Origin of the sequence: Dietzia sp. 179-F 9C3 NHS, from assembly GCF_045369825.1 — a bacterium.
Lineage (GTDB): Bacteria > Actinomycetota > Actinomycetes > Mycobacteriales > Mycobacteriaceae > Dietzia.
The window spans coordinates 1-25,691 of the sequence record NZ_JBIQES010000003.1; the positions used below are offsets into that span (position 1 = coordinate 1).

The following is a 25,691-nucleotide window of genomic DNA, read 5'->3' on the forward strand; positions in this document are numbered from 1 at the left end:
CGCCAGCGGGCAACTCTCACGTCCGCCAGCGGGCACCTTCGTGACCGCCTACGGGCAGTCTCTCGTGTCCGTCGTCAGAGGCATCCCCTGCCGACCCCCGCGTTCTGCTCACGCCTCGTCGTTAGGCCGCGCCGCGGCCCAGCAGCACTGGAAATCCGACTTAAGCTTCTGCCCCGGCATTGCTCGCTAAAGCACTGGACTCTGGTCTTATCTCCTCGTGGACGCACGCATAGTTGGCTAGGATTTCGGGTCACGTAGCGCGACCATTGCGTGGCACCTATCTACGACCCGGGAATCGTGCGTGGCCATGAAGACGGCCGTCCCGTTCGAGGCCGCGTGTGCGAGACAGTCCAAGACGGAGTGGGTCGTCCCAGTATCGAGGGCGGCCGACGGTTCGTCGATGAGGAGAACGTCGGGAGTACGTAGAAGTGCAGCGGCGAGCGCAATGCGTTGGCGTTGCCCGCCAGAAAGCGCTCCGGGCCGGCGTTGCAGTAGCTCCGGAGCGAGGTGGAGATCGGTGCAGATCCGCGCCAGGTCGGTGCGGTGGTCGCGGGCGAGTCTGCGCAGTCTCCGGCCCACAGCGACCGCGGGGGCCAGAGAGAGAGAGGAGTCCTGTGGCACCAGGGCGAGCGAGTCGATGTGGGACCGTGGTCGGTCCTCGACCCGGGGGGCCATTACCTCACCGTCGAGTAGGACGTGGCCCCGGTCCGGGGAGTGTAGGCCCGCGGCCGCGCGCAGCAGTGTCGACTTCCCTGATCCCGAGCGGCCTACCAGGGCGACGAGTGAGCCGGCCGGCACGACTGCGTCGAGCGGGCCGATTGGTGCGCTGTTCGGATGCGACACCCGGACGGAGTCGAAGGCGAGCCTGGGGCGCGTTTCTGCGAGGGTGGGAGCTTTGCGAGTCGGCCACCGGGGCGGAGCTGACGGCGGGACTGATTCGTCGATGCGGCCGGAGTCCACTGTCACGATTCTGCCGCCTACTTCGCACGCGAGGTGCGTGTCGTGGGTGACGAGGACCAGGGTGCGACCGCCGGTCACCGACAGGAGGAGCTCGGTGAAGGATCGGGCGGTATCGGGGTCGAGTCCGGCCGTGGGTTCGTCGAGCACTACGAGACCGGGGTCGACCGACAGGGCCCGCGCGATGGCCACGCGGCGCCGTTGGCCACCACTGAGTTGACCTGGTCGGCGCCGCAGCCAGTCGTCGTCGACGGGCAAGCCCAGCTCCCGCGCGTAGTGGATGCCCAGACCGCGGGTGACTGCGTTCTCCTCGGCGAGCTGTCTGATCCGGAGCCAGGGGGTCAAGGCCGCGCCCGGGTCCTGGTCGAGGAAGCAGGTGCGACGGCGGAGCAGACGTACCTGCCGCGCGCTGGCACCGAGAGCCTCGATCCCGTCGATGGTGACCTCTCCGGAGGCCACGTGCAGTCCGGGGGAGACATCGCCGAGGAGGCTGTGGGCGAGCGTCGACTTTCCGGCTCCGGATTGGCCCACCAGTACCAGCCGTTCACCGGGCTCGATGTCCAGCCGCGGTACCTGGAGACGAGGCGCCCCGGTCTGGTCCCGGATCACCAGGTCACGTACGGATAGGGCAGATGCGGCCACCATCAGATCGTCCCGTGCCCTTCCCTGTCGGCGAGCAGTGCCGGCGGTACCGCTAGTAGCGCGATCCCGATCGTCGGCACGATCACCGACCACGGATTGAGGGTCGCCCCGGCGATTGAATCCCGGACGGTCGACGCCCAGTCGTCGCCTCCTCCTCCTAACCCGCCGCCGAGGAACGCCAGTGTGCTCACCAGGTAGACGGCGCTGGTGAAGCGCACGGACAGCTCTGTGAGCAGCGGGCGGGACAGGCCCGGGACGACCTCTCGTACCGTGACGTCCAGCCGCGACCGTCCCTCCGCCCGCGCGATCTCTACGAACCCGGAGTCGAGAAGGGGCGCGCTCGCGGCCTCCAGATAGCGCGAACTCACCGGGATGAACAGCACCGTCGTCACCGCCCCCACGACCACGGCCGAGCCGTTTCCGGCCGTGGCCACGACCAGGATGATGAGCACCGGGGGGAGGGTGACCAACACGTCGGTCGCGAACCGCACGACCGGGCGTACTAGTGGGATCCAGGCGAGCGTGAGACCGACTACGGCCCCGGTCGCGGTCGCCAGGAAGGCTGCTGTCACCGAGATCGCGATGAGCGGCAGATTGCCGTGAAATGCCCGTGCCAGGACGTCCCGCCCCAGCCGGTCGGTACCCCATACGGCGTTCTCTTGGGTGAACGCGCCGCCGACAACGTCGTCCGGGGCGGGCAATCCGACTACGGGCGCGAGGACGGGCCCGAGCAGCGCGATCGACAGACCCGTCATCAGCAGTCCCACGAGGAGCGCGCGGAGCAGATGTGCGGGGGTCACCGGAGCCACCGCCGGGGCGCGGACTCTGTGACCAGATCGGCGACGAGCAGTGATGAGGCGGTGATGCCGGCGGCCACGGTGACCAGGGTGGCGACTGGAACGGTGTCGCGGTTCGCGATGAGGGTGACGAGCAGGCTGCCGGCGCCCGCGTATCCGAACGCGACCTCGACGACGAGAGCCGCGCCGATGAGGCCAGGCACGGCCAGTGCGCAGAGCTGGACGATCGGCCCGGTGGCCCCGGGGATCAGGTGCCGAACGAGTACGGCCAGGGGCGGTATCCCTGCCAGTCGCGCGGCCCGGACGTGGGGGCGCGCGGCCTCCGCGGCCACCACGGCGCGGATTGTTCGCTGAAGCCACGCGCCGACGGCCAGCCCGACGGTGACCGCCGGGAGGATGAGTATTTGCGGACGATCGAGTGGGCTACCCCCCAGCGGGATGAGTGAGACCGGCGGGAGTAGGCCGAACTGGATTGACAGAACCGTCACGAGGATTGCCGCGAGGACGAACTCGGGGGTGGCGAGCAACACGGCCGCGGCAAAGGACGTCGCCCGGTCTGCGCGAGACCCGGTTCGGGCGCCGGCTAGCACCCCACCGCCAACTCCGGCCACCACCGCGACAGGGATCGCCGCGAGCAACAGCAGACCGGTTCGCGCCAGTGGTTCCCTGATCTGGTCGACGACCGGGATTCCCGAGGCCGAGAACCCCGGATCGCCCCGAACCATCCCCCCGAGCCAATCGACGAAGCGCTCGGCGACGGGGATATCGAGTCCGAGTTCGGCTCGTCGTCGGGCGAGCCAGGAGGCGTCAGTGGTCACGAGCGACGCTGTCGCGGCGTCTCCGGGGAGCTTGTCGACCAACCAGAAAGCAAGCACGACGGTGACCGCGAAGGTGAGGAGCGTCTGGGCGACTCGTACCCCCGCGCGTCTGGGCGTCATCAGTCGGGGCGGGACCCGAAGAACGGAGCGGACTGGCTCGAGGGGACGTCGCCGGCGGCGCCGTTGGTGCCGTTGAGGAACGGCTGGTACCCCCAGATGAGCTGACCCCCTTGCTCGGCCACCTCGACGGCGAGCTCGGAGACTGCGGTCTGGCGTGCGGAGTCGTCGGTGATTGCTGCGGCGGTGGCCAGACGCCGGTCCCAGTTCGCATCGGCGCCGAATCCGTCGAGGTTGAAGCCACCGGCGGTGCCGGTGGTGAACGGCAGCGCCGTGGCCGTCGAACGGTTGACCCAGTAGACGGAGAACAGTGGCAGCTCCATCAGGCCCGCGATGTCTGCGAAGTAGGCCGCCGGGTCCCGCCGATCGAGCGTGAGGGTGAGTCCGACCTCGCGGGCCTGGGTGACCAGAAGTTCGGCGGCGTCGTTGAGGCCGGGGACCACGTCCGAGGTCACGAGTGTCACCTCGTCGACCCCCGCCTCCTGGAGGAGGATCCGCGCTCGGTCCACGTCACGGGTGACCTCGGAGAGATCCTCGGGGTAGCCGCTGATGCCCTTCCCCAAGACATCCTCGCCCACGACTGCGCCCTGACCGAGGACGGCCTCGACCAAGCCCTCCCTGTCGACCAGGAGTTTGAACGCCGTTCGCACCCGCTCGTCGTCGAACGGGGCGACACGGGTGTTAAGGATGAGACCCAGCGCCTTGGAGTCCGCCGGACCACCCTCGGTGATGCGGGCCGGTTCGGTCACCGTGCGCGCGGCGGTGACCGGCAGGTCGTTGGCGTAGTCGATGTCGCCGGACACCACCGCCCGGGCTCGCGCGTCCGGGTCCGGGATCGACCGCACCTCGAGTCGGTCGATGCCGACACCCGGGTGATGGGTGTTGGGGGAGAAGACCCACCCGTCCTCGGCCGATCCGGAATCGAGGACGAAGGGTCCCGAACCGACACCGGTCTCGGGGTCTCCGTCCTTGAACACGGTGCTTTGTGGAGCCAGGACCGCCTCGACGAAGTCGGCGCGCGGCGCACTGAGGTGCAGCTCCAGGGTGCGCTCGTCGACCGCGTGGGAGGCGTCAATATCGAGTGGGGCCAGGAACGACCCGGCCATCGGGGAAGCGGAGGTGTACACCAGCGAGGCGAGGGCGTCGTCGGCGGTCACCGGCGAGCCGTCCGAGAAGGTGGCGCCGGGCCGCAGCCGGACCGTCCACACATCCGCCGCATCGTTCGATGTGACCGACTCGGCCAGTTGAAGCTCCGGCTCGTTGTCGAGAAGGACGACCAGCGAGTCGTAGACCGCGAAGATGCCGACCCAGGCACCCGGTGAGGACGCGGCGGCGGGGTCAAGCGTGTCCCCCGGGGAGATCATCGCTGCTACTCGGACGGTGCCCCCATGCACGCTCGGGCCCGAGCCGTCACCGGCGCCGGCATCGTGTCCGCCCGCATCGTCGGTGGCGCAGGCGCCGAGGGTGAGCCCGGCACCGGTGACGGCGCCGGTGACGGCAATGAGACGGAGAAAACCGCGGCGATCCATGAGCGTGGTGGTCCTTAAGACGGTGTTGGTAGTGGCGGGTGGGGCAAGGGCCGCGTCAGCCGAGGCCAGCCTCGACGCGGAAAAGGTCCTGATCAATCCACAGCGCCGCGGCCTGCCCGGCGGCGACGGCACGGGCGACAAAGGCGAGTGGGATGGGGTCGTCGCGACGACGGGCACAGTCACCGGCCGCAAAGACGCGTGGGTCGGTCGTGCGCTGTTGCCAGTCCACCAGAATGTGTGCGCCCTCGGTCTCGACATCGAGTCCGAAAACGGAGTGACGGGGCAGTTCACGGGGGCTGTGGAACACCGCTCCGAAGGAGAGGTCCTCGCCACCAGCCGAGACCGTGAGGTCGCCGTCGACCCCTGTGACCTCGGTGACGGGACGGTGATCGACGACGATGCCGTTTCGTGCGAGGGCCTCGTGGATTTCGTCGGGGACCGGATGGCCGTTGGTGAGCAGGGTGACGTCGCGGGAGAAGTGGGCGGCGAGATAGACCGCCTGCAATCCCGGTTGGGCGGGGTTCTCCGGGGCGTCGGTGAGGACGGCGAGTCGCCGCCCGTCGACCTCGTGACCATGGCAGAACGGGCAGTGGAAGACCCCTCGTCCGAAGCGCTCCGCCACACCGGGGATTCCGCTCACGTCGTCGCGGACGCCGGCGGTGACCAGCAATCGCTCGACCAGAAACGATCCGCCGTCCGAGGTTGACAGGCGGATTGGCGTGTCGGCGTCGGTTACCTCGAGGCTCGTCACGGTGGAGTGCACGATCTCGACGTTCGGGTGGCCGGCGACCTCGTCCATCCCCACGCTCCGCAGCTGCTCCGGGGGCCGACCGTCGAGTCCGAGGTACATGTGCATTTCGGTCGCGGGGGCGTTGCGTGGCTGGCCGGAGTCGACCAGCACGACGCGTCTTTTCTGACGGCCCAGTACCAGTGCTGCGGTGAGGCCTGCCGGTCCGGCGCCGATCACGGCGACCTCGGCTGCCGTGGGGGTGGGTGATGGCATGACGGCTCCCTGATGGGTGTGCGACGACGGGCGGACGTCCCGTCCCGCATGGGTAACGAGCAGCGACCGTAGAGACCTTATTGAAAATGGGTGGCGTTATCAATAGAGTCAGCGCGGTCGCGCCTCGGCACAGTCCGGACAGCGACTGTTTCCGTGTGAGTCGAGAGGTGAGGTCATGCCGTCGAATCGGTCCGTAGTCGCAGCTGCCGTCTGCGATGTTCTGGAGGTTGACTCGGTGGGACCGGGGAAGTTGGTGGACCTCGGACTTGACTCGCTCTCGGCTGTGCGGCTCCAGCGACTGCTCTTGGAGCAGACCGGGGTGAGGATCCCGCTGCGGGACTTCGTGGGCGACATCGATCTAGAGTCACTCGAGCGCCGTTGTGCGTCCGCAGAGGCGCCGGCGGCGGCGGTGGCGGCGGTGGCGTTGGCGAGCGAGGATCGGGTTCACGACCAAGGGGAACCCCCCGAGGACATGATGGGCCGGCAGCCGGATCCCGGCACGTTCGCGCTGAGCCCGGTGCAGAGCACCTACTGGGTCGGGCGCGGTGACGATTACCCACTCGGTGGGGTCTCGACCTACTTCTACTCCGAGTACGAGGTCGTGCCGGCCCCCGGTACGGACGCCCTCTCAACCGTGGCAAAGCTCGAGTCGGCGTGGAACCGTGTGGTCGCCCGTCACCCAATGCTCCGTGCGGTGGTCGGTCGCGACGGGGTGGGCCGGATACTCGACAATCCGGGACTTCACCGGTTCGAGATCGTGGACCTGCGCTCAGACCCGGATCCGCGGGAGGCTGAGGACTGCGCCCGGCAGGATCTGTCCCACCGGCGCGCGCCAGCCCACCGGTGGCCTACGCACACCCTCGCTTCGGTTCTGCGCCCGGACGGGTCCCTTGTCCAGTGTGTGGGTTTCGACGTGTTGCTCATCGACTTCCCGAGTATTCGGCGGGTCCTCGACGAGTGGGGCCGGGAGTACCAGCACGGCGCTGGTGGTCAGGCCGCGCAGGGGGAGGCTGTGGTGCCGCCCCCCGCTCTGCCGCGCTCCCGGGCCGCCGAGCGCGACGCCATGGAGTTCTGGCGGGGCAGAGCGGCAGACCTACCGGGGGGGCCGTGGGACACCGCGCACCTGCAGGCCGAGCAGTTCACTCCGCCGCGTTTCCGGCGTTCCGTGGGCCGGGTCGCCTCCGATGTCTGGGATGACTTTCGTGCTGCGGCTCGTGCACACGGTGTCTCGCCCGCCGGTGCACTCGCGGCGTTGTTTGCCGTCGCGCTGCGGCGTTTCGGTGCCAGGGATCGTTTCTGCCTGGTCACCACCTTGTTTGACCCCGCGGCTCAGGATGAACCGGGGGTGGGGGACACCACTCGGACGGCCCTGCTCGACACTGATCGCCCGGACTACGCCGAAAGGTTCGTGGACTACGCCGTGCGAGTGACGCGCAACTTCTGGGATGCGGTGGACCATTCGACGGTACCGGCCTCCCGTGTGGTCGGCGAGCTGCTGGGAGCGTCGACTGGCATCCCCGAGCACTGTGTCGTGTTCACCACCTCCATCGGGGATCGCGCGGGGGCACGCACGGACGCTTGGCTCGGCCGACGCGGGTTCGGTGTGTCCCAGACGCCCCAGGTCCTGTTGGACGCCATTCACTGGGAGGAGGACAACGAGCTCATCTTGGCCTGGGACTACGTGGTCGGGGCGGTCGATGAGCGCGTCATCGACGGGATTCGTCAGGCAGTCCAGGCGGCCGTTTCACGGTTGGCGCGCGACGAGACTGCTTGGATGCGCCCGGGGCTATTCCTCGACCCCTGGGTCCGGACCCCGCGACCGCGTCCGGTGTCCTACGACTCCGGACCGGGTCTCCACGAGCCGGTGCTCGCGGCGCTGGGTGCGGACGGAACACGGCGGGTGGTCTCGCAGGGGGCCCGCGTCGCCGACGCCCATGAACTCGCGTCCATCGCGGCGTGGACCCGCGGCGAGCTGGTGCGCCGAGAGGTCCGTCCCGAGGAGCCGGTACTTGTGCAGCTCGGCAAGTCGGTGGAGCAGATCGGCATCGTCCTAGGGATCACCTCTGCGGGAGCGGCCTACGTGCCCGTCGATCCGGCGTGGCCACTCACGCGAGTCAAACGGATCGCGGCCCGCGCGGGCGCGCGGTTCGCCTTCGTCGCCGAGGGAACGTCGCTGCCCGACGGGGTCGTCGCGATACCCGCACTGGTCCCGAGATCGGTGGACGGTGCGGATCGTCCTGACTCCGCCCCGGTGGAGGGAACCGGGCTCGCGTACACAATCTTCACCTCGGGCTCTACCGGTGAGCCGAAGGGGGTCGCCATCGAGCACCGCCAGGCCAGGACGACGATCGACGACCTGGCCCGCCGATTCGAACCCGGTCCGACTGACGTCGTGTTCGGGCTGTCCGCACTGAGCTTCGATCTGTCCGTGTGGGACATCTTCGGCGGCCTGTCCGCCGGCGCGCGACTGGTCCTGCCTGAGCGTGGTGCGGAGGCCGATCCCGAGCACTGGCTACGCACAATCGAGACCGAGGGCGTCACGGTCTGGAACTCCGCGCCCGCTCTGGCCGAGATGCTCGCCGACTACGCGGAATCCGATCCCGGGCGCGCGCGCTCGGCGCTGGGCTCGCTCAGGCTGGTGATGATGTCCGGGGACTGGATCCCGGTGACGCTGCCAGACCGACTTCGTGACCTCGCGCCGCATGCGGTCGTGGTGAGTCTCGGTGGGGCGACCGAGGCCTCCATCTGGTCGATCCACCACGTCGTCGGTGACGTCGACCCGCAGTGGCCGTCCGTCCCCTACGGCACGGCGCTGGACGGACAGTGGTTCCGGATCCTCGACGGCCCGGACGGGGAGCCGGTTCCGGTCGGGATCCCGGGCGAGTTGTTTATCGGCGGCGACGGCGTGGCCCGCGGGTACCTGGGCGATGAGGACCAGACCGCGGAGCGGTTTCGGGTCCATCCCGTCTACGACGAACGCCTGTACCGCACCGGCGACGAGGGGATGTGGTTGCCCGACGGGACCATCCGGTTCCTCGGCCGCGTCGACCGTCAGGTCAAGGTCAACGGCTATCGCGTCGAGCTCGGTGAGATCGACGCGGCGCTCACGCGCCTGGACGGTGTGAGGGGTGGAGTCTGTAGTGCGGTCAACGGCCCCGGCGGTGGTAAGCGCCTCGTGGGGCATGTCGCACTCACTCCGTCGTCCGGTCTCGACGAGCGCGCGATTCGCTCCGCGCTGCGGGACGCACTGCCCGCGTACATGGTCCCGACCGCAGTCGTCATCCACCGAGAGCTGCCGGTGACGGCCAACGGAAAGATCGACCACAAAGCGCTTCCCAACCCCTTCGCCGCCGTGCCGTCTGCCACCGCGCCTCTTGACACCGCAGCACCGACGCTCGTCGAGCCGGAGGCCACTCACAGCGAGGAGACCGACGCCGTGCCGGACGCCGTGCGGCCACGGCAGAGGGGGCCGGTGAAATTGGCACCCGAGCTCGCCGCGATACTCCCGGGCGACGTTGATCCGTCACTCGAGCCCCTGGCTGCCGGGCTCGACTCGCTCGCGGTGGTGCGCATAGCGAATCTTGTCGAAGATCTCACCGGGTCCCGCCCTGAACTGGAGAAACTCCTCGCGACGCCACTGGGGCACATCCTTCTCGACGACGCGGACCGCAGGCCAGGTCACGAACCCGCACCGGGTGCGTCGAGCTCCGGCGGCTCGGCGGGGCTCGTTGGCGACCCGACCCGCCAGACCCCTGCCGCTGGCATCCGGGCTCATCGCGTTCTCGCGCCTCCCGCTACGCAAGCCCCGCACGAGTCTGGCGCGGACCTCCTCGAGGTGGCCCGCGCCGGATCCGGTGTGGAGGTGGCGATCGCCGCCGGAGACGGGCCGCTAGGGTCGCAGCTGCTGGCGGCGGGCCGATGGCTGAGCCGGATCGAGCAGGTCGCGCCCGAGCATGGCCTCCGCCTGGACGCCACAGCAGGCGGAAACGATCAACTCGTGACGCTGCGACTCGGACGGGCGCCCACGTCATCGGCCCCCGAACCGCCGCCGCCGACGGCGCCGGCCGTGTCCGGCGTCCCGACGACCGGATCGGTGCCCGTCACCGCGGTGCCTGCCATGACCGGCCCTGGCAGAGCAGCGTCTGTGACAACGCAGCCCGCCACGACAGAGTCCGCTTCATCAGCGACCACGAGCGCACCACTGACGGAGATGCAGGTGGCCTATCTCGTCGGTCGCGCGGACCCGTGGTTGGGTCGCCCGGTTGCACCGCGGTACCGGACCGAGGTCGAGGTTGACGCTCTCGACGTCGCGGCGCTGGAGCGCGCGCTGGACGCGGTCGTGGACGCCCATCCGATGTTGTCGGCGCGGGTCGACGACAACGGCCGACAGGTCATCGACAGCTCTGCCCGGCCGAGGCTACGGATCGAGGACCTGAGCACCGGGACGGCCGCGGAGGTGCGCGCCGAGCGTGAGCGCCGCCGAGTCGAAGAGATGTCCTGGATCCACGACCCCCAAAGCGGTCGGCCCTGGCTCGAGCTGCGCGCCGTACGACTGCCGGCGCCCGCCTCGGGAATCTCCCCGTGGATGGTCGTGCTCATTCTCGACATGCTGTTCTGCGATGTCCGCGGAGCCGAGATCATTGCGCGCGACCTGACCGCCGCATACCAGGGCGAACCCGTCGACCGTCCCACGGTCGACTTCCTCACGTGGGCAAACGCCCGCGCCGCCGTGGGCGCTCCGGAGACACCGTTGAGGGTGGCCGAGACAGCACCGGTGGGGACACCGAGGACGACCGTTCTGCTCCCGGTCCGTCCGCCCGAGAGCTCACGGTTCACCCGTCGGCGTCGCCAGATCGACCCCCGTACGACCATGGAGTTGATCCGCCGGTGTGCTGTCCACCGGACCACACTGGACGCGCTGCTCGTCACCGCCTTCGGAGCACTCCTGGCCACAGATGAAGGGCACCGCCCTCCGGTCGTGGTCACCGTTCTCGACCGCCCCGCCGAGCACCGTGACGTTGTGGGCGAATACACCTCGACCGTCGTCGTCGACCCCCCGGACGGCCGATCCACGAGCGAGCGCGCTCGAGCAGCGGCGACTCGTCTACTCGAGGGTGTCCGTGGTCTCGGGCGCGACGGATCCGGCCACGGCAACCTACGGGTACGCGAGCACCTTCGTTCCGGTGGCGGTACCGGCGTGCTGCCCGTCGTTTACTCCTCGGGATTGACCGGGTGGACCGGAGGGCCGGCCGCGTGTGATGCGCTGGCGGAGTTGGGTGAACCGATCCACTCGATCAGCTCGACCCCGCAGGTGCTGATCGACCTGCAGAGCTTCCGCGGCCCCGACGGCTCGCTGCTACTCATCCTCGACGCGGTGGAGGACGCCTTCACCGGCGGCGCGCTCGACAGCATCGCCGATCTACTCGCCGCCACGGTGACGGAGCTGGCCGACGGTGACGACCGCTGGCACGAACCAGGCTTCCCTTCGACGGCGACACCGGGGGCGCCCCGACGCGATGTCGCCGGGCTGGGCCGCACCCGGTCGGCGACGATCCCGGGACGCACCGCACCCGGTCGAGACGGAGGTGGCCTCCTCACTCTTGTGCGGGAGACGGTCGCCGAGGTGCTTGGACGAACTCCCGGGAACGACGAGCTGGACCGGGGCTTTTTCGAGCTCGGGCTGACGTCCATGGATCTTGTTCGTCTTCGGCGGACACTCGCCGATCGAGGGCACCGGGTAGAGCTCGCCGAGCTATTTGCCCACCCGGACATCCGATCGCTGGCCGCGGGGATGCAGCCCGCATCGATCAGAAATCTCGGTTCTGACCCGAGTCCGCACCATGACCCAGGCCGCGCCGGGCTCGCCACCGACCCCGATGCCAACGATCTGCTCACGCAGGCCCGTCAACGCGGGCGTCAGCGCCGCCGCGTCTGGCAGGAGACCCTTTCATGAACCGTCCCGTCGATCCGCGACTGGCGCACCACGAGTCAGACATTGCCGTCATCGGCATGTCGTGTCGACTCCCCGGAGCGCCCGACGTCGAGGCGCTGTGGGGACTGCTCCTCGAGCAGAGGGAGGGGGTGATCCGGACCGATCGCGAAGCCGCCCGTCGCGACGGCGCGCCGGCGGATCTCGTCGACCATCCAGGCTTCGTGCCCACCGGGTCGGACCTCGGCCCGATCGACGACGTCGACCTCGCCGCCTTCGGATTCACCCGGCACGAGGCCAGGTACCTCGATCCCCAGCACCGGGTCTTCGCCGAGGAGGTCTGGCACGCCCTCGACGACGCGGGCCACGGACACGGCGCGGGCGTGGACCGGGTGGGATTGTTCGCCGGTTGCTCTCCCTCGGCCTACCTGCACCACTCCTTCCGGCAGTCCTTCGATCCGTCCGGTGGAACCGATCCGGCCAACGCCATGCAGATCGCACTGGGGACGATGCCGGACTACCTCGCGACCGGGATCGCCTACCGGATGAACCTCACCGGGCCCGCGCAGACCGTGCTGACTGCTTGTTCGACATCACTGGTCGCGGTCCATCTCGCGGCGGAATCGCTGCGCAGCGGCGAATCGGACATCGCTGTCGCTGGCGGGGTCACCGTGCGGGTGCCGGCGTCTCGCGGGTACGTCCACATTCCTGACGGGCCGTTCTCGGTCGACGGGCACACCCGGAGCTACGGCAGCGGGGCCTCAGGAGCCGTGTTTACCCAGGGGGCGGGTGCGGTCGTGCTGCGCCGGTATGGCGACGCCGTGCGTTCCGGGGACCGTGTTCGTGCAGTGATCCGGGGCAGCGCAGTCAACAATGACGGAGCCGCCAAGGCTGGGTTCGTCGTTCCGGGGGTAGACGGTCACGCCACGGTCATCGCCGAGGCGCTGGCCGGCGCGGGCCTGGAGCCACGCGACATCGGCTACGTCGAGGGACACGGAACCGGTACCCGGATGGGTGATCCCGTCGAGGTGGCGGCGCTGAACAGGGTGTTCGGGAAGTCGGAACGTCCCTGGTGCCGGCTCGGTTCGATCAAGTCGAACATCGGGCACACTGAGGCCGCCGCCGGGGTCGCGGGACTGATCAAGGCGGTGCTCGCGGTGGAGCGGGGAGTAATCCCGGCGTCGTTGCACTGTGCCGAGCCCAATCCCGACCTCGGGCTCGATGGTTCCGCCTTCCGCTGCGCCGACGCCGCGACAGACTGGGGCCCGGGCCGGCCCCGCATCGCGGGGGTCAGCTCGCTCGGATTCGGCGGAACCAATGCGCACGTCGTCGTGGCGCAGTCCGAGCGCACGCCGGTGACCGAGTCGGACCCTCGCCCGCAGTTGTGGCTGCTCGGTGCGGCGAGCCGCGCCGCGCTCGACGGGCTGATCTCCACCGCTCAGGCCGCTGCATGCGCTACCTCCGGCGGCGGCAGCGCACTCGCGGTTCCTGACCTCGCCCATTCATTGTCGCGTTCCGAGGGCCCACGCAGGTTTCGCGCCGCGCTCGTGGTCAACGGCACCGACGGCGCCGTGCTTGAGACAATCACGTCTTCTGAGTCCGATGAGACCCGAGTCCCCGCCGTCGTCGCGGCCTGCCCAGGCGGCGGCGCGCAGCGGACTGGGATGGCGGAAGATCTCTACCGCACCGAGCCCGCGGCCAGGGCTCTGATCGACCAACTCGCCTCGGTCGCCGAGGAGATCGTGGGCGATGACCTCCGGCGGGTGTGCTGCCCGTCCGCCGCCGGGTTGTCTCCGGCCGATGCCGACGATCCCCTGCTCGGCCTTCCCGCACTGTTCGCCACGACGGTGGCCGGGGGCCGCCTGTGGCTAAGGGGCGGGTCTAGGCCCGACGCCTGGATCGGCCACTCCTCGGGCGAGTACGCGGCCGCCGTCCTGTCGGGCGCACTCGACGCCACCGAGACGATGCGGCTCGTCGCCCGGCGGGCCAAAGCACTGTCGACGCTCGAACCAGGCGGCATGGCGCGCGTCCGCCGCGGCGCCGAGGCGATTTCGGATCTTCTTGAACGATTCCCGGGGGTCGAGATCGCCGCACGGAACTCGCCGCGATCAGCGGTGCTGGCGGGGTCGGCCACCGTGATCGACCGCGTGGTCGACGAGCTCGGGGACGACGCCACCCGGGTGCGGATATCCGTCCCGGGGCACTCGACGCACGTGGTCTCGGCGATACCCGAGCTCCGCGCGGCGGCCACCGGTCTCGCGACGCGGGACCCGCAAGGGACGCTGTACAGCTGTCTGACGGCCGGACCGATCACCGCGGCGCATGTCGGCGATCCAGATCACTGGGCCGACCACCTGCGCCGTTCGGTGCGGTTCGACGAGACCCTGGGGCGGTTGGCCGATGACCTGCGGGGCCCGTTCGTCCTGGTGGATCTCGGACCCGGCTCGGTGATCGCGGCACTCACCCGCGAATGCGCCCCGCCCGGGCTCGAGAAGATCATCGCGTTGGCCGAGGACGACGGCTCCGTGCGCCGAGAAGGGGTGCTGCGGGGGTTGGGCCAACTCCACGCCGCCGGCCGTGACGTGCACGTCGACGAGCTCGTGCAAGGACGTCGGGGCGCCCATCCGCTGCCGCGCTACCCCTTCGACCGCACCCGGGCGTGGACGGAGCCGGAGGACCCGACTCCGGTGGCGACCCCGTCCGAGCTGCGTCGCAGGGCCCTGCGCGACCGGCTCGCTCCATCGGCCGCCGACCACGTGCCCGAGAATGCAATCGTCTGGCGTGCCCAGGGGCCCGCGCTCACCGCGCTGGCCGGTCTCCGCGCCGTCATCCGCGACGCACTCGAGTCCGGTGGACCACTCGTCGTCACGGTCGATGCCCGCGAGGGCGATCCCGAGGCGACGGCGGCCGTGCTCGCAGCGCTGCCCTCGGTGCGGGCTGAGCACCCGGAGCTCGCCCTAGCCGGGATCGTCGTGCACTCCGGTGACCCTCACGCAGCCGGGTGCGCGCTGGCAGCCGATCTGCACCGTCACGGGCCGACCCGCTGGCCCACCACGGTCCACCTGTCAGGAAGCTCGTGGCAGGACGAGGTGGTCGTCGATCACCCCGTGTCGACTGCGCCGGACACCCCCCAGGGTCAGGCGTCCCCACGCGTCGTGGTCATCGGCGGGCTCGGCACCGTGGGTCGGGAAATTGCCGCGTCCTTCGTCGCAGCCGGATCGCCCGTCACACTGACCACCCGCCGCGAGCTGTGCGACGTGCCCCCCGGTCTCGTCCCCCGGGGCGCGTCCGTGGCCACCTGGGATGGCTCCGACGCCGCCGCGCTCGCAGGCGTGCTGAGCGACAGCCAGGGAAGCGGCCCCCTGATCGTGGTGCAGTGCACCGGTGTGGTGGGTAAGGAGAGCTTCGCGACCGTCCAGGAGTCGGGAGCGGAGGTCCTGCAGGCCCACGACCGTGCGCGAGTGCGGGTCTGGGGCGCTCTGGAACAGGCAGTGGTCGACCTCGGCGAGGAAGCTCCCGACGTCATCGTGGCGATGTCGTCCCTCGCCTCCGTCTCGGGCGGACTCGGACTGGCCGCGTACGCCGTGTCGTGTCGGGCCGTGGAACTGCGCTGCGAGACCACCGCACCGGCACAGCGGACCCGGCGGGTCGCGGTGGCCTGGGACGGATGGCGCACCACCGGTGCCGAAGACGCCGCGTTCGCCCGGAACCTACTGCGGCACGCCCTGGATCCGGAGTACGCCTCGACCCTGCTACGTCGGATAGTCGCGGGCCCGGCTCGGGGCACGGTGATCGCCAGCCGCCGCCCGCTCACGATCGAGGGCGTGGACGTCGACCAGGCGACCGGCTCCGAGACTCCGCGGCGGGCCTTCGCCGCGTCGTTGTCGGACGGTCCCGGCGCCGTCGAGGCGCAGCCCTGGCTCGACCGACTGTGTGCACTCTGGGCCGACGCCCTCGGTCTGGACCGTGAGGAGGTCGGTCCCGAGTCCGATTTCTTCGCCCTCGGTGGCCAGTCCCTGGCCGCCACCAGGCTGCTCGGCGCCCTCCGCGACGAACTGGGACTCGACCTGCGGCTGCGGGATCTCCTCGACGATCCGACACCGGGGGCCGTGGCGGGCATGGCCGTGCTGGATCCGGGCCACGAGGTGGACCGGGCCGGTACATCACGCACCCCGGATTCGTTCCGGGACCACGTGGGCCCGGCTCCGCTTACCCCGGTCCAGCGCGCGTACCTACTGGGGCGCGAGGACGACTACGGGGTCGGAGGCGCGGCGTGCCACAGCTTCGTGGAGTTCCGATCACGGTCCCTTGACCCGGAGCGGTTCGAGGCCGCCTTCCGCACCCTCGTGCAGCGTCACCCGATGCTGCGGACGGTCGTCGAGCTGGACGGGATGCACGAACTCGACATCAGGCCCGAGGATTTCCGTCTTGACGTCACTGATCTGAGCCACTTAGACGATCCCGATACCGCGCTCCAGCGGTGGCGAGACCGCCTGTCGATGCGGCGCGCCCCGGCCTCGCGGTGGCCGCTGGTCTGTCCGTACCTCGCAATCACCGCCGACGCGGTGCACGTGGGATGGAGCATCGACGTGCTGGTCTGCGACGCCGACAGTTTCGGTCTCCTGCATTCGGAGATGGGAGTGATCTATCGCGGTGAGGACCCGGGCCCGGCGCCGCTGCGCACCTTCGCCGACCACGTACGGGCAGGCGCGGCGAGTAGGGACGCGAGCTGTAACAGGCAGGACGAGGACCGCCGCTGGTGGGCGGACCGGGTCGGAGTGCTTCCCGCCGCGCCCGAGGTCACCGGCGAAGCGGTGGCTCCTGAGCAGGTGCCGGTCGGAGGTTTTGCCCGGCACCGCTGGGCACTGGGTCCCGAGCTGAGCCAGGCGGTGGTGCGCGCGAGCGCCCGCAGGAGGACCACGCCGACCGCATTGTTGCTCACCGCGTACGCCCACATGCTGCGCGAGTTGTCCGGCAGATCGGAGTTCTCCGTGATGCTCACAACCTTCGGGCGTCCGCCGGAGATGGCCGGGGTCATCGGAGAGTTCACCGAGTTGTCCCTGGTAGGACTGCACACCTCGGCCGATTCCCATGCCTCTCTCGACTCGGTGGGGGCCTCGCTGTTCGAAGCGCTTGACCGGTCGAGCGTGTCGGGGATCGACGTGCTCGCCATGCGCAGTGCCCAGGAGGGCCGGCGGTTCTCGGCACCGGTTGTGTTCACCAGCACCCTCGGCGGGGAGGACGAGTCTGGGTTCGACGACGACTGGAGTGGTGAGCTCGTCGGCGGGATCAGCCAGACACCTCAGGTGGTGTTGGACCACCAAGTCTATCGCTGGGGCGGCAACATCATCGCCCAGTGGGACTACCTCGCCACTGCGGTCGACGCCGAACGGCTCGAGCGGGCCGTTGGGGTGTACGAGGAAACGGTGCGCACTCTTGTCGAGGACGCGCCGTCGCCTGAGGCCGTGTCAGCCGAGGGCGATGAGGGAGGAGCGGGGCGACCCGGTGTCGACCGGGCAGACGATCCGGCCGCGATCCTGCTCGACCTCGTCCGGGGATCCTGGGCCGATGTGCTGGGGCTCAACCCCGCCGACGTCGCTCCCGAGGCGGAGTTCCTCGCACTGGGAGGAGACTCGCTCACCGCAGTGCGAACGGTGGCCGGCCTACGGGAAATCGGTGTCACCGTCCCCGTCGCCGACGTCCTCAACGGGGTCAGTCCTGAGGAGATCGCCCGTGAAGCAACGGCGGCGGGATGGCGCATCGGTGATGCCGAACCGCCGCAGCTCGTTCGGGCGGAACCGGGGCGGCCGTTCCCCCTGACCCCGCTGCAGCAGGCCTATTGGGTCGGTGCGCAGGGGGGCTGGCAGCTCTCCAACGATGCCGCGCATTTCGTCGTCGACTTTTTCGACCCACTGTGTGACCCCACGCGGCTGCGTGCGGCCGCGCGTCGGCTCATCGATCACCAGCCGATGCTGCGCGCCGTAGTTACCGAGGATGGCTATCAACGGGTCCTCGATCCGGGCGACCCCCGGCTCGCTGCCGACCCCGTCGAGATCGTCGACCTCACCGGATGCGCCGACGAGGAGGTCTCCCGCGCCATCGCCGACACCCGATCGGCCTGGGAGGTCGACGGGCCCGACCCCGAACAGTGGCCAACCTTCCGCATCCGAGCGCACCTGCTACCCGGGGGCGGTGCCCGCGTCCATGTGGTGGCCGCTCTCGTCTTCGTGGACGGATGGTCCTTCTACCTGTTCTTCGACCAACTACTCACCTTCCACGACGAGCCCAACGCCTACTTCCGGGCGCCCGAGGTGAGCTTCGCCGACCACGTGGCGACCCTCGAGTCAAGCTCGAGAAGTCCGGCGGCACGCCGTGCGCTGGAGAACTGGCGGCGCCGGTTACCCGAGCTTCCGCAGGCACCGCTCGTCCCCGTGCGAGCGGTGCCGGACCGGGTGCGCCGGATGGAGCGTCGTGCATTCCGACTCGATGCCGACACCGCGGCGGCGTTCACCGCGCGGTGCCGCGCCGCACGGGTAACGCCCACGGCGGTGTTCGGGGCCGCGTACTCCCACGCGCTGGCCGAGTGGTGTGCCCAGGAGCGGTTCCTGCTCACCGTTTTGTACTTCAACCGTCCGCCGATCTCCGGCGACATCGACAGGGTCCTGGGCGCGTTCTCATCGACGGTGCTGGTGGACATCGCGGTGCCCGACTCGTCGGACCCGGCGGTACACGCTGGTAGCTTCGGCGACGCGGTCGGTCGCTCACTCGACGATTCCGCTGTCGACGGTGTCGACGTCGCCCGGGAGCTGTCGCGATACCGGGGCACCCGCGGCCTCGTCTCTCCCGTCGTATTCACCTCCACGCTGGGCTTCAGCGATCCCACGGCGCAGTCGGTGACCAGACGCATCGACCCGACCGATGTCTGGGAGCGGGTACGCACCCCACAGGTCCTCGTGGACCTGCAGGTGGCGTCCGAGCACGACCAGATCGTGTGCAACGTCGACTGCCCCGAAGGGGTCATCGACCCCGACGACCACCAGCGTCTTGTCGACCGCGTGCAAGATTTCGTTGCCGCCGTGCTCGAGGATCGAGTCCTTGAGCACGGCGACTGGCCGCGGCACGGTCGTGATCAGGACGGGTCGACGGGCGAGCGATCGCTGGCCGAGCTCACATCGCGCTCGCCGGGCGATGTCGGGGACGATGCGAGACCCCGACCGCTGCGAGCCGCCGGGGAGGCCACCCTGGCCCACGTCCGCGAAGCCGTGACCTCTCAGCTGGGGAGCACACCCGCCGATTCGACCGACTTCTTCTCGGCGGGCGGGGACTCGCTCGGTCTCGTCCGTGTCCTCGTCGCCCTGCGGCGACGCACCGGGCTGGCGGTGGCTCCGGCTGAAGCAGTGGTCGATCCCACCATCGAACGCATAGCGGCCCTCGTGGACGAGCAGCGAGACGCCGACGGACCAGAGGGTCCCGTCGAGGCTGAGGGCTCGGGTCGCTCCGCCGCGCTCGCCGCAGTCAGAAAACTCGATCCGGAGACCCACCTCGTCCCGATGTCCGGGCCCCGGGGCAGGTCCGTCTATCTGCTCCACCCCTCGGGTGGCGACGTCCTGTGCTACTCGGACCTGGTCGTCGAACTCCCGGATTGGCGGGTGCTGGCACTTCCCGATCCCCGGTACTTCGACACCCCGATGCCGGACGATCTCTCGCTCGTCGTCGCCGCCTACGCGGATCTGCTCGAGGCCGCCCATCGGGGCCAGGACCACCCCTTGGTGCTCGGTGGCTGGTCGATGGGAGGCACCGTCGCCCACGACGTGGCCGTGGAGCTACACGGACGAGGCGTCCGCGTGGGCGGGGTGATCATGATCGACTCGACCACGCCGGACCGCATCCGACGCATCGCAGGACTCGCGCCGGGCGAGGTCGACGCTGAGGTGGCACTGCGCTATCTGCGGTCCGTGCAGGCCTTCGCCGGCACCGGTTCTCAGGGGCGCGCGGCGGAGGACATCGCGGAGGAGGCGCTGAGGCTCGGTATGGCCGGCGCCGCCGATCCCACCGACCGGGGCGACGTTCTCGCGACGCAGTTACGGGCCGCGGGACTAACCGCGACGGATGCCCGCCGGCGACTCGAGGTCTTCACCTCCCATCTGGCGGGGCTGGCGGAGCATCACGCCCGCTCACTCAAGGGCACCGGCGTGCCCGTCCTGCTGATACGGGCCGACGAGACCTCCCCGGTGAACTCCGGCGTCGGCATGGGCGTGGACGACGCGCCGGGCTCGAAGGATCTGGGATGGGGGACCGCCCTCGGATCCAGTGCCCGGATCATCGGAGTGGACGCGCACCACTACTCGGTGCTCAGGAGCCCCGCGGTGGAACGAATCGGATCGGCGATCCGGGAGTTCCTGACTGACCTGCACCGTTCTGACACGGTCGGAATCAAAGCGGTCGGGGCTGACGTGGACGGGCGGGGCCCCGGGTGATGAATCGGGCGCTGACGAGTACTCAGGTCGACCGTGTGGATGCGTGGACCACGGTCTACGAGGAGATCTACACCGACGGGCACGGCCGGGGGACCGCCGCCCCCGGTCTCGAGGGATGGGTCGACGCGCTGTCCGGCCGTCCCCTTCCCGCAGAGACCATGTGGCAGTGGCGGGACGCCACCGTCGACCGGCTGCGGGGACTTCGTCCAGAGCGAGTGCTCGACGTGGGGGCCGGCACCGGGATGATCGCCCGCGTCCTCGGACAGGAGGTGCAGTCCTATCACGCGGTCGACCTGACGCTCGCCGGGGTCAAAGACCTCGTCGAGGATCCGGAGCGGCCCGCCAGCCTCACGTTCGATCGCTGCGCTGCCCACGAGCTGGGCGCGCGGTCGCTCCCCGGCGACAGACCAGACCTCATCATCCTCAACAGCGTGGTGCACTATTTCCCCGACCGGGACTACCTGGGAGAGGTGCTTGCGAACCTCCTCGACCTGCTAGCCCCCGGTGGAGTGCTTTTTCTCGGCGACCTCCGCGACGCCCGACGCGATCCCCGGCGTCTGCGCGAACGAGCGTTGCGATCCGAGCCATGGGCGGGCCCGGAGCGGCTCGACGAGCTTGTCGCGGACCTCGCACGGCGGGATGGGGAGCTAGCTCTCGACCCCTGGGAGCCGGGGGATGCGCACAAGGTCCGTACCACCGTCCTGGCCCGCTGCCTGCAGGACAGCGATCTGGCCCGATACCGCGTGGACGTCCTGCTCCGGCCCGGCGACGACCCGGCACGCCTCGACCACGATCCCGAGGCCACACATCGTTGGGAGAACCTCGGTGACGACGAACAGGCCCGAGCCTCGGCGGCCCGCCGAGTCCTGCGCGACGAAGGTGTGGTTGATGTGCCCGACGGGCTACTCTGTCCCTTCGGCCCGTCAGCACTGGAGGCCGCCGGGTGGACGCCGGTGGGCAGCGCCGGGGTGCACATGAGCCGGCATTCGCCGGACCGCCTCATCCTCACCACAGAACCACTCATCCCGACTGGTCACGGAGCTCATGCCGGCCACCGCAAACAGGCCGGCGACCAGACAGGGAAGCCGCAGTGAGCGCCTCGGGATTCGACTACCGGGCCGTGCCGCGGCTGGTACGCCCGCACCTCGACGGATCCCGCCGCCAGCTCGTGGCGGCGGTGGTGCTGGCCGCGATCTCGGCTTTCGCGGAGCTCGCGGTGCCCTACGCCGTCTACCGACTACTTGTGCACCTGGTGGTGGGCAACGGGGGAATGACAGTTCCCCAGGCGGTCGCACTGGCGGCTGCGGGAGTCGTCGTCACCTACGTCACCTTCGGAGCGGCCACCGCGCTGGCGCACCGCGCCGCCTTCGATGTGATCGCCAGGATCCGCGTCGCACTCGGCGAGGCGTGGTCCGGGGCGGTTCTGTCCGATCTGTCGGATGGGCACACGGCCTCCGCCCGCTCTGCCGCAGGGGAGGAGGTCGAGCGCCTCGAGGGGATCCTCGCGCACGGTGTTCCAGAGTTCGCGGCCAGCGTGACGGTATGGCTCGCCATGACGGTGTGGCTTCTCGGTGAGGACTGGCGCCTGGCACTGGCGTGCACCGCGGTAACCCCCCTGGCCTTCTGGACGATGCGGCGGGCGATGCGCTCCAACGCCCACCGGATGGGCGAGTTCGTCGCGGCGAACGCGGAGATGGGTCGGGCGATGATGGACCAGCTCACCGCCCTTGCGGAGATCAGGGTCTTCGGCGCTCGGGCTCCCGGGTCCACTGCCGTGTCCACGATCGGACACACCGCGAACCTGCAATCCGCGTGGGGCGCGGCGTTCCTACGGTGGGGCGCCTGGTTTTCTCCCCTGGTCACCGCGGCACCAGCGGTCATCGCGGTGCTCGGGGCATGGCTTCTCGCGGCCGGCCGATTGGATGTGGAGACGTTCCTTCTGTTCATCGTTCTCGGGCCGGCCTACACGGTTCCACTCGTCACCCTCTTCTACCGGATGCACTCGCTTCCGCTGGCTGCGGCGAGCGCCCGCGCCGTTCAGGACCAACTCGACCTGTCACCGACCGACCCGGCGACGATGACCGGTCGGAAGCCGAGTGATGGCGCAGTGGTGGTCGACGACCTCGACTTCGGACACCGGGGGCGAACCGGCACCCTCCGACAGGTCTCGTTCCGGGTCCCCGAGGGCACGACCGTCGCCCTGGTGGGGGAGTCCGGGTCGGGCAAGACGACCCTCCTCGAGGTGCTCGCCGGGTTGCGGACACCGCCCGTCGGTGAGGTGTCACTCGGCGGGGTGTCCACCGCCGAGCTCATCAACACACCCGGTCGGCGCTGGGTGAGCCTGGCCGCCCAGAACCCCTTGCTATTCGCCGGCTCAGTCGCCGACAACCTCCGCACCGGGGCTTACGACGCCCCCGACGAGCTGCTTCTTGACGCATTGGAGGCCGTCGGGCTTCGCGAGGAGTTGGGGGAGGCGGCTCTCGATCGGCGTCTAGGGGAGGCCGGAGCCGGCTTGTCCGGGGGACAGCGGCAGCGACTCGCCCTCGCTCGGGCCCTCGTCGTCGACGCCTGGTTGGTGCTGATGGACGAACCGACCGCCTCGGTCGATCCACTCACCGAGGGCGATTTGTGGGAGTCGATCTCCCGATGGTGCCGGGGCCGGACCCTAGTGATGGCGACCCATCGCATCGCATTGGCCCGACGGGCGGACCACATCGTGGTGCTCGACCGGGGCGCGGTCGCCGAGCAGGGCACACACGAGGAGCTGATCGGCCGCGGCGGGCTCTACGCCGAGCTGAATGATGCCGAGGCGCGAGCGAGGGCGGGAATCCGATGAGCGGCTTTCGCACGCTGTGGCAAATCGCCGGTGCCGAACGAGTGCGCGTTGTGCGCGGGGTGGGATGGCGGATCGTCCAGTCCCTGCTCGGCGGACTCCTCTACGGGGTGCTGATCACGCTCGTGGTGCACCTGGCCCGTGGCGGGGAGGTCGACGGCGACCGGGCGGCCCACGTGACGGTGGTAGCCGTGGCGACGCTCGTCGGCCAGCTACTCGCCTCCTATCTGGCCGCCAGGGATTCATGGCTGGCCTCGTATCAGGTGTCGGCCCACGCCCGGGTGTGGATTCTCGAGCATCTGCTCCGCGTGCCCGTGCCGATGGCCGCCGGTCGCCGTCGAGGGGAGATCCAGGCGCTACTCACCGGCGACATGCAGCAAATTGAGGACTTCCTGTCCGAGGGACTGCCCAAGCTGGGGCAGGCTCTCGGATTACCCGTATTCGTCATAGCCGCGGCATCTGTCTACGACCCAGTCGTCGCGCTCATCCTCACAGGGCCTGTGATAGCGGCGATCCCAGCCATCGTGTGGGCGGGCATCCGGACCACCACTGCGGCCCGAGAACGGACCGCTCAGCAAGCGGAGTCCTCGGCGCGGTTCGTCGACGTGCTGACTGCGATCATGGTGTGGCGAGTGCTCGCGGCGCCGGAGCGGATCAACGATGTTCTCCGCGCGACTGCGCTGGAGCTACACGACTCCTCGGTACGCATGCTCGGCAAGCTAATCTTCCCGCTGATGCTGGCCTCGGCCGTTCTCATGGCCGGGGTGCCGGTCATGATGGCAGTGGTGGCCGGTCGCGGGACCGAGATCTCAATCGGGTTCCTCCTCGTGGTAATTGCGGTGTACCGGCCGCTGCTTGCGGCGCTATCAGTGGGCGAGCAGTGGCACATAGCCCGTGCCGCCGTGGAGCGACTGCGATCAGTCGCGGAGATCGCGCAACTGCCCGAACCGTCGGACCCGAAGAACCCCCGTGGCGTCGACGTGCGGTTCGACGGGGTCGGATACGAGTACCCCGACGGCACACCGGCGTTGCACGGGATCGACGTGACACTCCCGGAGAAGGGCATGATCGCGGTGGTGGGCCACTCGGGCAGCGGCAAGTCATCGCTCGGGGCCCTGCTCTCCCGCCTCGACGACCCCACCACGGGCTCGGTGAGGATCGGCGGAGTGGACGTCCGCGAGATCGCCCCCGATACTCTCGCGGCCACGGTGACCCAGGTTTTCCAAAAGACCCATCTGATGCCGGGGACGGTGGCCGAGAACATCGCGCTCGGCCGTCCCGACGCGGACCGTGCCGACGTCGTGAACGCAGCCCGGCGAGCGAAGCTCCACACCGCGATCAGCGACCTGCCCCACGGGTACGACACGCAACTGGGTGAGGATGGCGCCGGACTATCCGGCGGACAGCGGCAACGCCTGGCCACCGCCCGGGCGCTGCTCGTGGACGCGCCGATCGTGGTGCTGGACGAGCCGACCTCGGCTTTGGACACCCGCACAGAGAGCGAGGTCTGCGAGGTGATCTCCGCACTGGCCCGCGGACGATCGGTGCTGCTCATCGCTCATCGCCTGAGCACGGTTATCGACGCCGACGAGATCATCGTCCTTGACCGCGGGCAGGTGGCCGAGCGCGGTACCCATGCTGAACTACTGGACTCGGACGGATGCTACCGCCGGATGTGGGCATCAGCGGAACGCTCCGAGATCCGAGGCGACTAGCGAACAGTCCGTGAGTGTGTATGGACGGGCGAGATCGGCGGCCGCGCGTTAGGTAAGACGAGTTGCCGTACGGGTAGACCCTGCTGTCGATGACCACGTCCGGGTGGGCGCGCGACCGCCCCACGCCGAGACCTGCGGGTTCACGGTCTGTGGCAGGACTGCTCTTGCGACTCGGCCCGTACCCATAAACACATTGCGACGTTTGCATATAAATGGTGAGATAGCGGTGAGATAGCACTGTGGACAGATTGGCATCCTCGGATGGCTAGCCCGCTACCGAGTCGCCAGCTGGAAGGAAATCACACTATGAGCACCGCGCACCAGTTCGAGTGCACCACTGCCGAGCACACGGTCGCCGAGCACCGCCACGGTCCCGACTGTGGACATGAGGCCATCCAGCATGGCGACCACGTTGACTACATGCACGATGGTCACCGGCATGCTGAACACGAGGATCACTACGACGAGCACTGAGCAAGCCTTGACCGACGCAAGCCATCGACGGCTTGCGCGACCAGTGGGGTGTACCAAGGATCTTGGCTGTCCAAGATCCTTGGTACACCCCAGCGCATGATCTCCAGGTATTCGGTCAGCCGCCGGTTCTCGGCCCTAAGCCGCTTGATCTCGGCGCTCTCCTCGGTGCTGACGCCGGGGCGTGCGCCGGCGTCGATGTCGGCCTGCACCGCCCACCTGCGAACCGTTTCCTTGCCCAGTCCCAGACGGCGGCCCACCTGGTCACAGCAGGCCGTCAGCGACGCGTACTCCCCGCGGTGCTCGGCCACCATCCGCAGTGCCCGCTCCTTGACCGCGGGATCGATCTTTCTTCGGCATACAACCATCCTCCTCGACTCGAAAAGGAGGCGGCGGGAAACCT

Annotated in this window: 11 protein-coding genes and 1 pseudogene; 6 read left to right on the forward strand and 6 right to left on the reverse strand. The window is 69.5% G+C overall.

Annotated features, from left to right (window positions below):
- Positions 1-237: 237 nt before the first annotated feature.
- The 5 genes from ACH0BZ_RS04570 to ACH0BZ_RS04590 are packed head-to-tail and all read right to left on the reverse strand — an operon-like array spanning position 238 to position 5,863.
- Positions 238-1,566, reverse strand: a complete 1,329-nt coding sequence (locus tag ACH0BZ_RS04570) for an ABC transporter ATP-binding protein (RefSeq protein WP_406896794.1) — start codon at positions 1,564-1,566, stop codon at positions 238-240.
- 35 nt (positions 1,567-1,601) lie between these two features.
- Positions 1,602-2,399, reverse strand: coding sequence for an ABC transporter permease subunit (locus ACH0BZ_RS04575; RefSeq protein ID WP_406896795.1), 798 nt, complete (start codon positions 2,397-2,399; stop codon positions 1,602-1,604).
- Complete coding sequence (locus tag ACH0BZ_RS04580) at positions 2,396-3,334, reverse strand: ABC transporter permease (RefSeq protein WP_406896796.1); 939 nt, start codon at positions 3,332-3,334, stop codon at positions 2,396-2,398. The genes ACH0BZ_RS04575 and ACH0BZ_RS04580 overlap by 4 nt, the downstream gene beginning before the upstream one ends.
- A complete protein-coding gene (locus ACH0BZ_RS04585; RefSeq protein WP_406896797.1) occupies positions 3,334-4,860 on the reverse strand; it encodes an ABC transporter substrate-binding protein in 1,527 nt (508 codons plus the stop codon). The genes ACH0BZ_RS04580 and ACH0BZ_RS04585 overlap by 1 nt, the downstream gene beginning before the upstream one ends.
- Positions 4,861-4,915: 55 nt before the next feature.
- A complete protein-coding gene (locus ACH0BZ_RS04590; protein ID WP_406896798.1) occupies positions 4,916-5,863 on the reverse strand; it encodes an NAD(P)/FAD-dependent oxidoreductase in 948 nt (315 codons plus the stop codon).
- 175 nt (positions 5,864-6,038) lie between these two features.
- Between ACH0BZ_RS04590 and ACH0BZ_RS04595 the strand changes: the two genes are divergently transcribed.
- The 6 genes and pseudogenes from ACH0BZ_RS04595 to ACH0BZ_RS04620 all read left to right on the forward strand — a co-directional run.
- Positions 6,039-11,816 (forward strand): amino acid adenylation domain-containing protein, encoded by a 5,778-nt coding sequence (locus ACH0BZ_RS04595; RefSeq protein WP_406896799.1) that lies wholly within the window; start codon positions 6,039-6,041, stop codon positions 11,814-11,816.
- A complete protein-coding gene (locus tag ACH0BZ_RS04600; protein ID WP_406896800.1) occupies positions 11,813-20,269 on the forward strand; it encodes a beta-ketoacyl synthase N-terminal-like domain-containing protein in 8,457 nt (2,818 codons plus the stop codon). The genes ACH0BZ_RS04595 and ACH0BZ_RS04600 overlap by 4 nt, the downstream gene beginning before the upstream one ends.
- Before the next feature lie 35 nt (positions 20,270-20,304).
- On the forward strand, positions 20,305-21,363 hold the full coding sequence (locus ACH0BZ_RS04605; protein WP_406896801.1) for a class I SAM-dependent methyltransferase: 1,059 nt from the start codon (positions 20,305-20,307) through the stop codon (positions 21,361-21,363).
- The gene (locus ACH0BZ_RS04610) at positions 21,360-23,105 is read left to right on the forward strand and encodes an ABC transporter ATP-binding protein (RefSeq protein WP_406896802.1); all 1,746 of its coding nucleotides are present in this window, start codon (positions 21,360-21,362) and stop codon (positions 23,103-23,105) included. Before ACH0BZ_RS04605 ends, ACH0BZ_RS04610 begins: the two co-directional genes overlap by 4 nt.
- Positions 23,102-24,817 carry an ABC transporter ATP-binding protein gene (locus tag ACH0BZ_RS04615; protein WP_406896803.1) on the forward strand — a complete coding sequence of 572 codons (1,716 nt, stop codon included), beginning with the start codon at positions 23,102-23,104 and terminating at the stop codon, positions 24,815-24,817. The genes ACH0BZ_RS04610 and ACH0BZ_RS04615 overlap by 4 nt, the downstream gene beginning before the upstream one ends.
- A gap of 318 nt (positions 24,818-25,135) precedes the next feature.
- Positions 25,136-25,291, forward strand: a pseudogene (locus ACH0BZ_RS04620) (zinc transporter permease); the annotation flags it as partial.
- On the opposite strand, the gene ACH0BZ_RS04625 reads toward ACH0BZ_RS04620, so the two are convergent.
- Complete coding sequence (locus ACH0BZ_RS04625) at positions 25,276-25,602, reverse strand: transposase (protein ID WP_406896804.1); 327 nt, start codon at positions 25,600-25,602, stop codon at positions 25,276-25,278. The pseudogene ACH0BZ_RS04620 and the gene ACH0BZ_RS04625 overlap by 16 nt on opposite strands.
- Positions 25,603-25,691 lie beyond the last annotated feature (89 nt).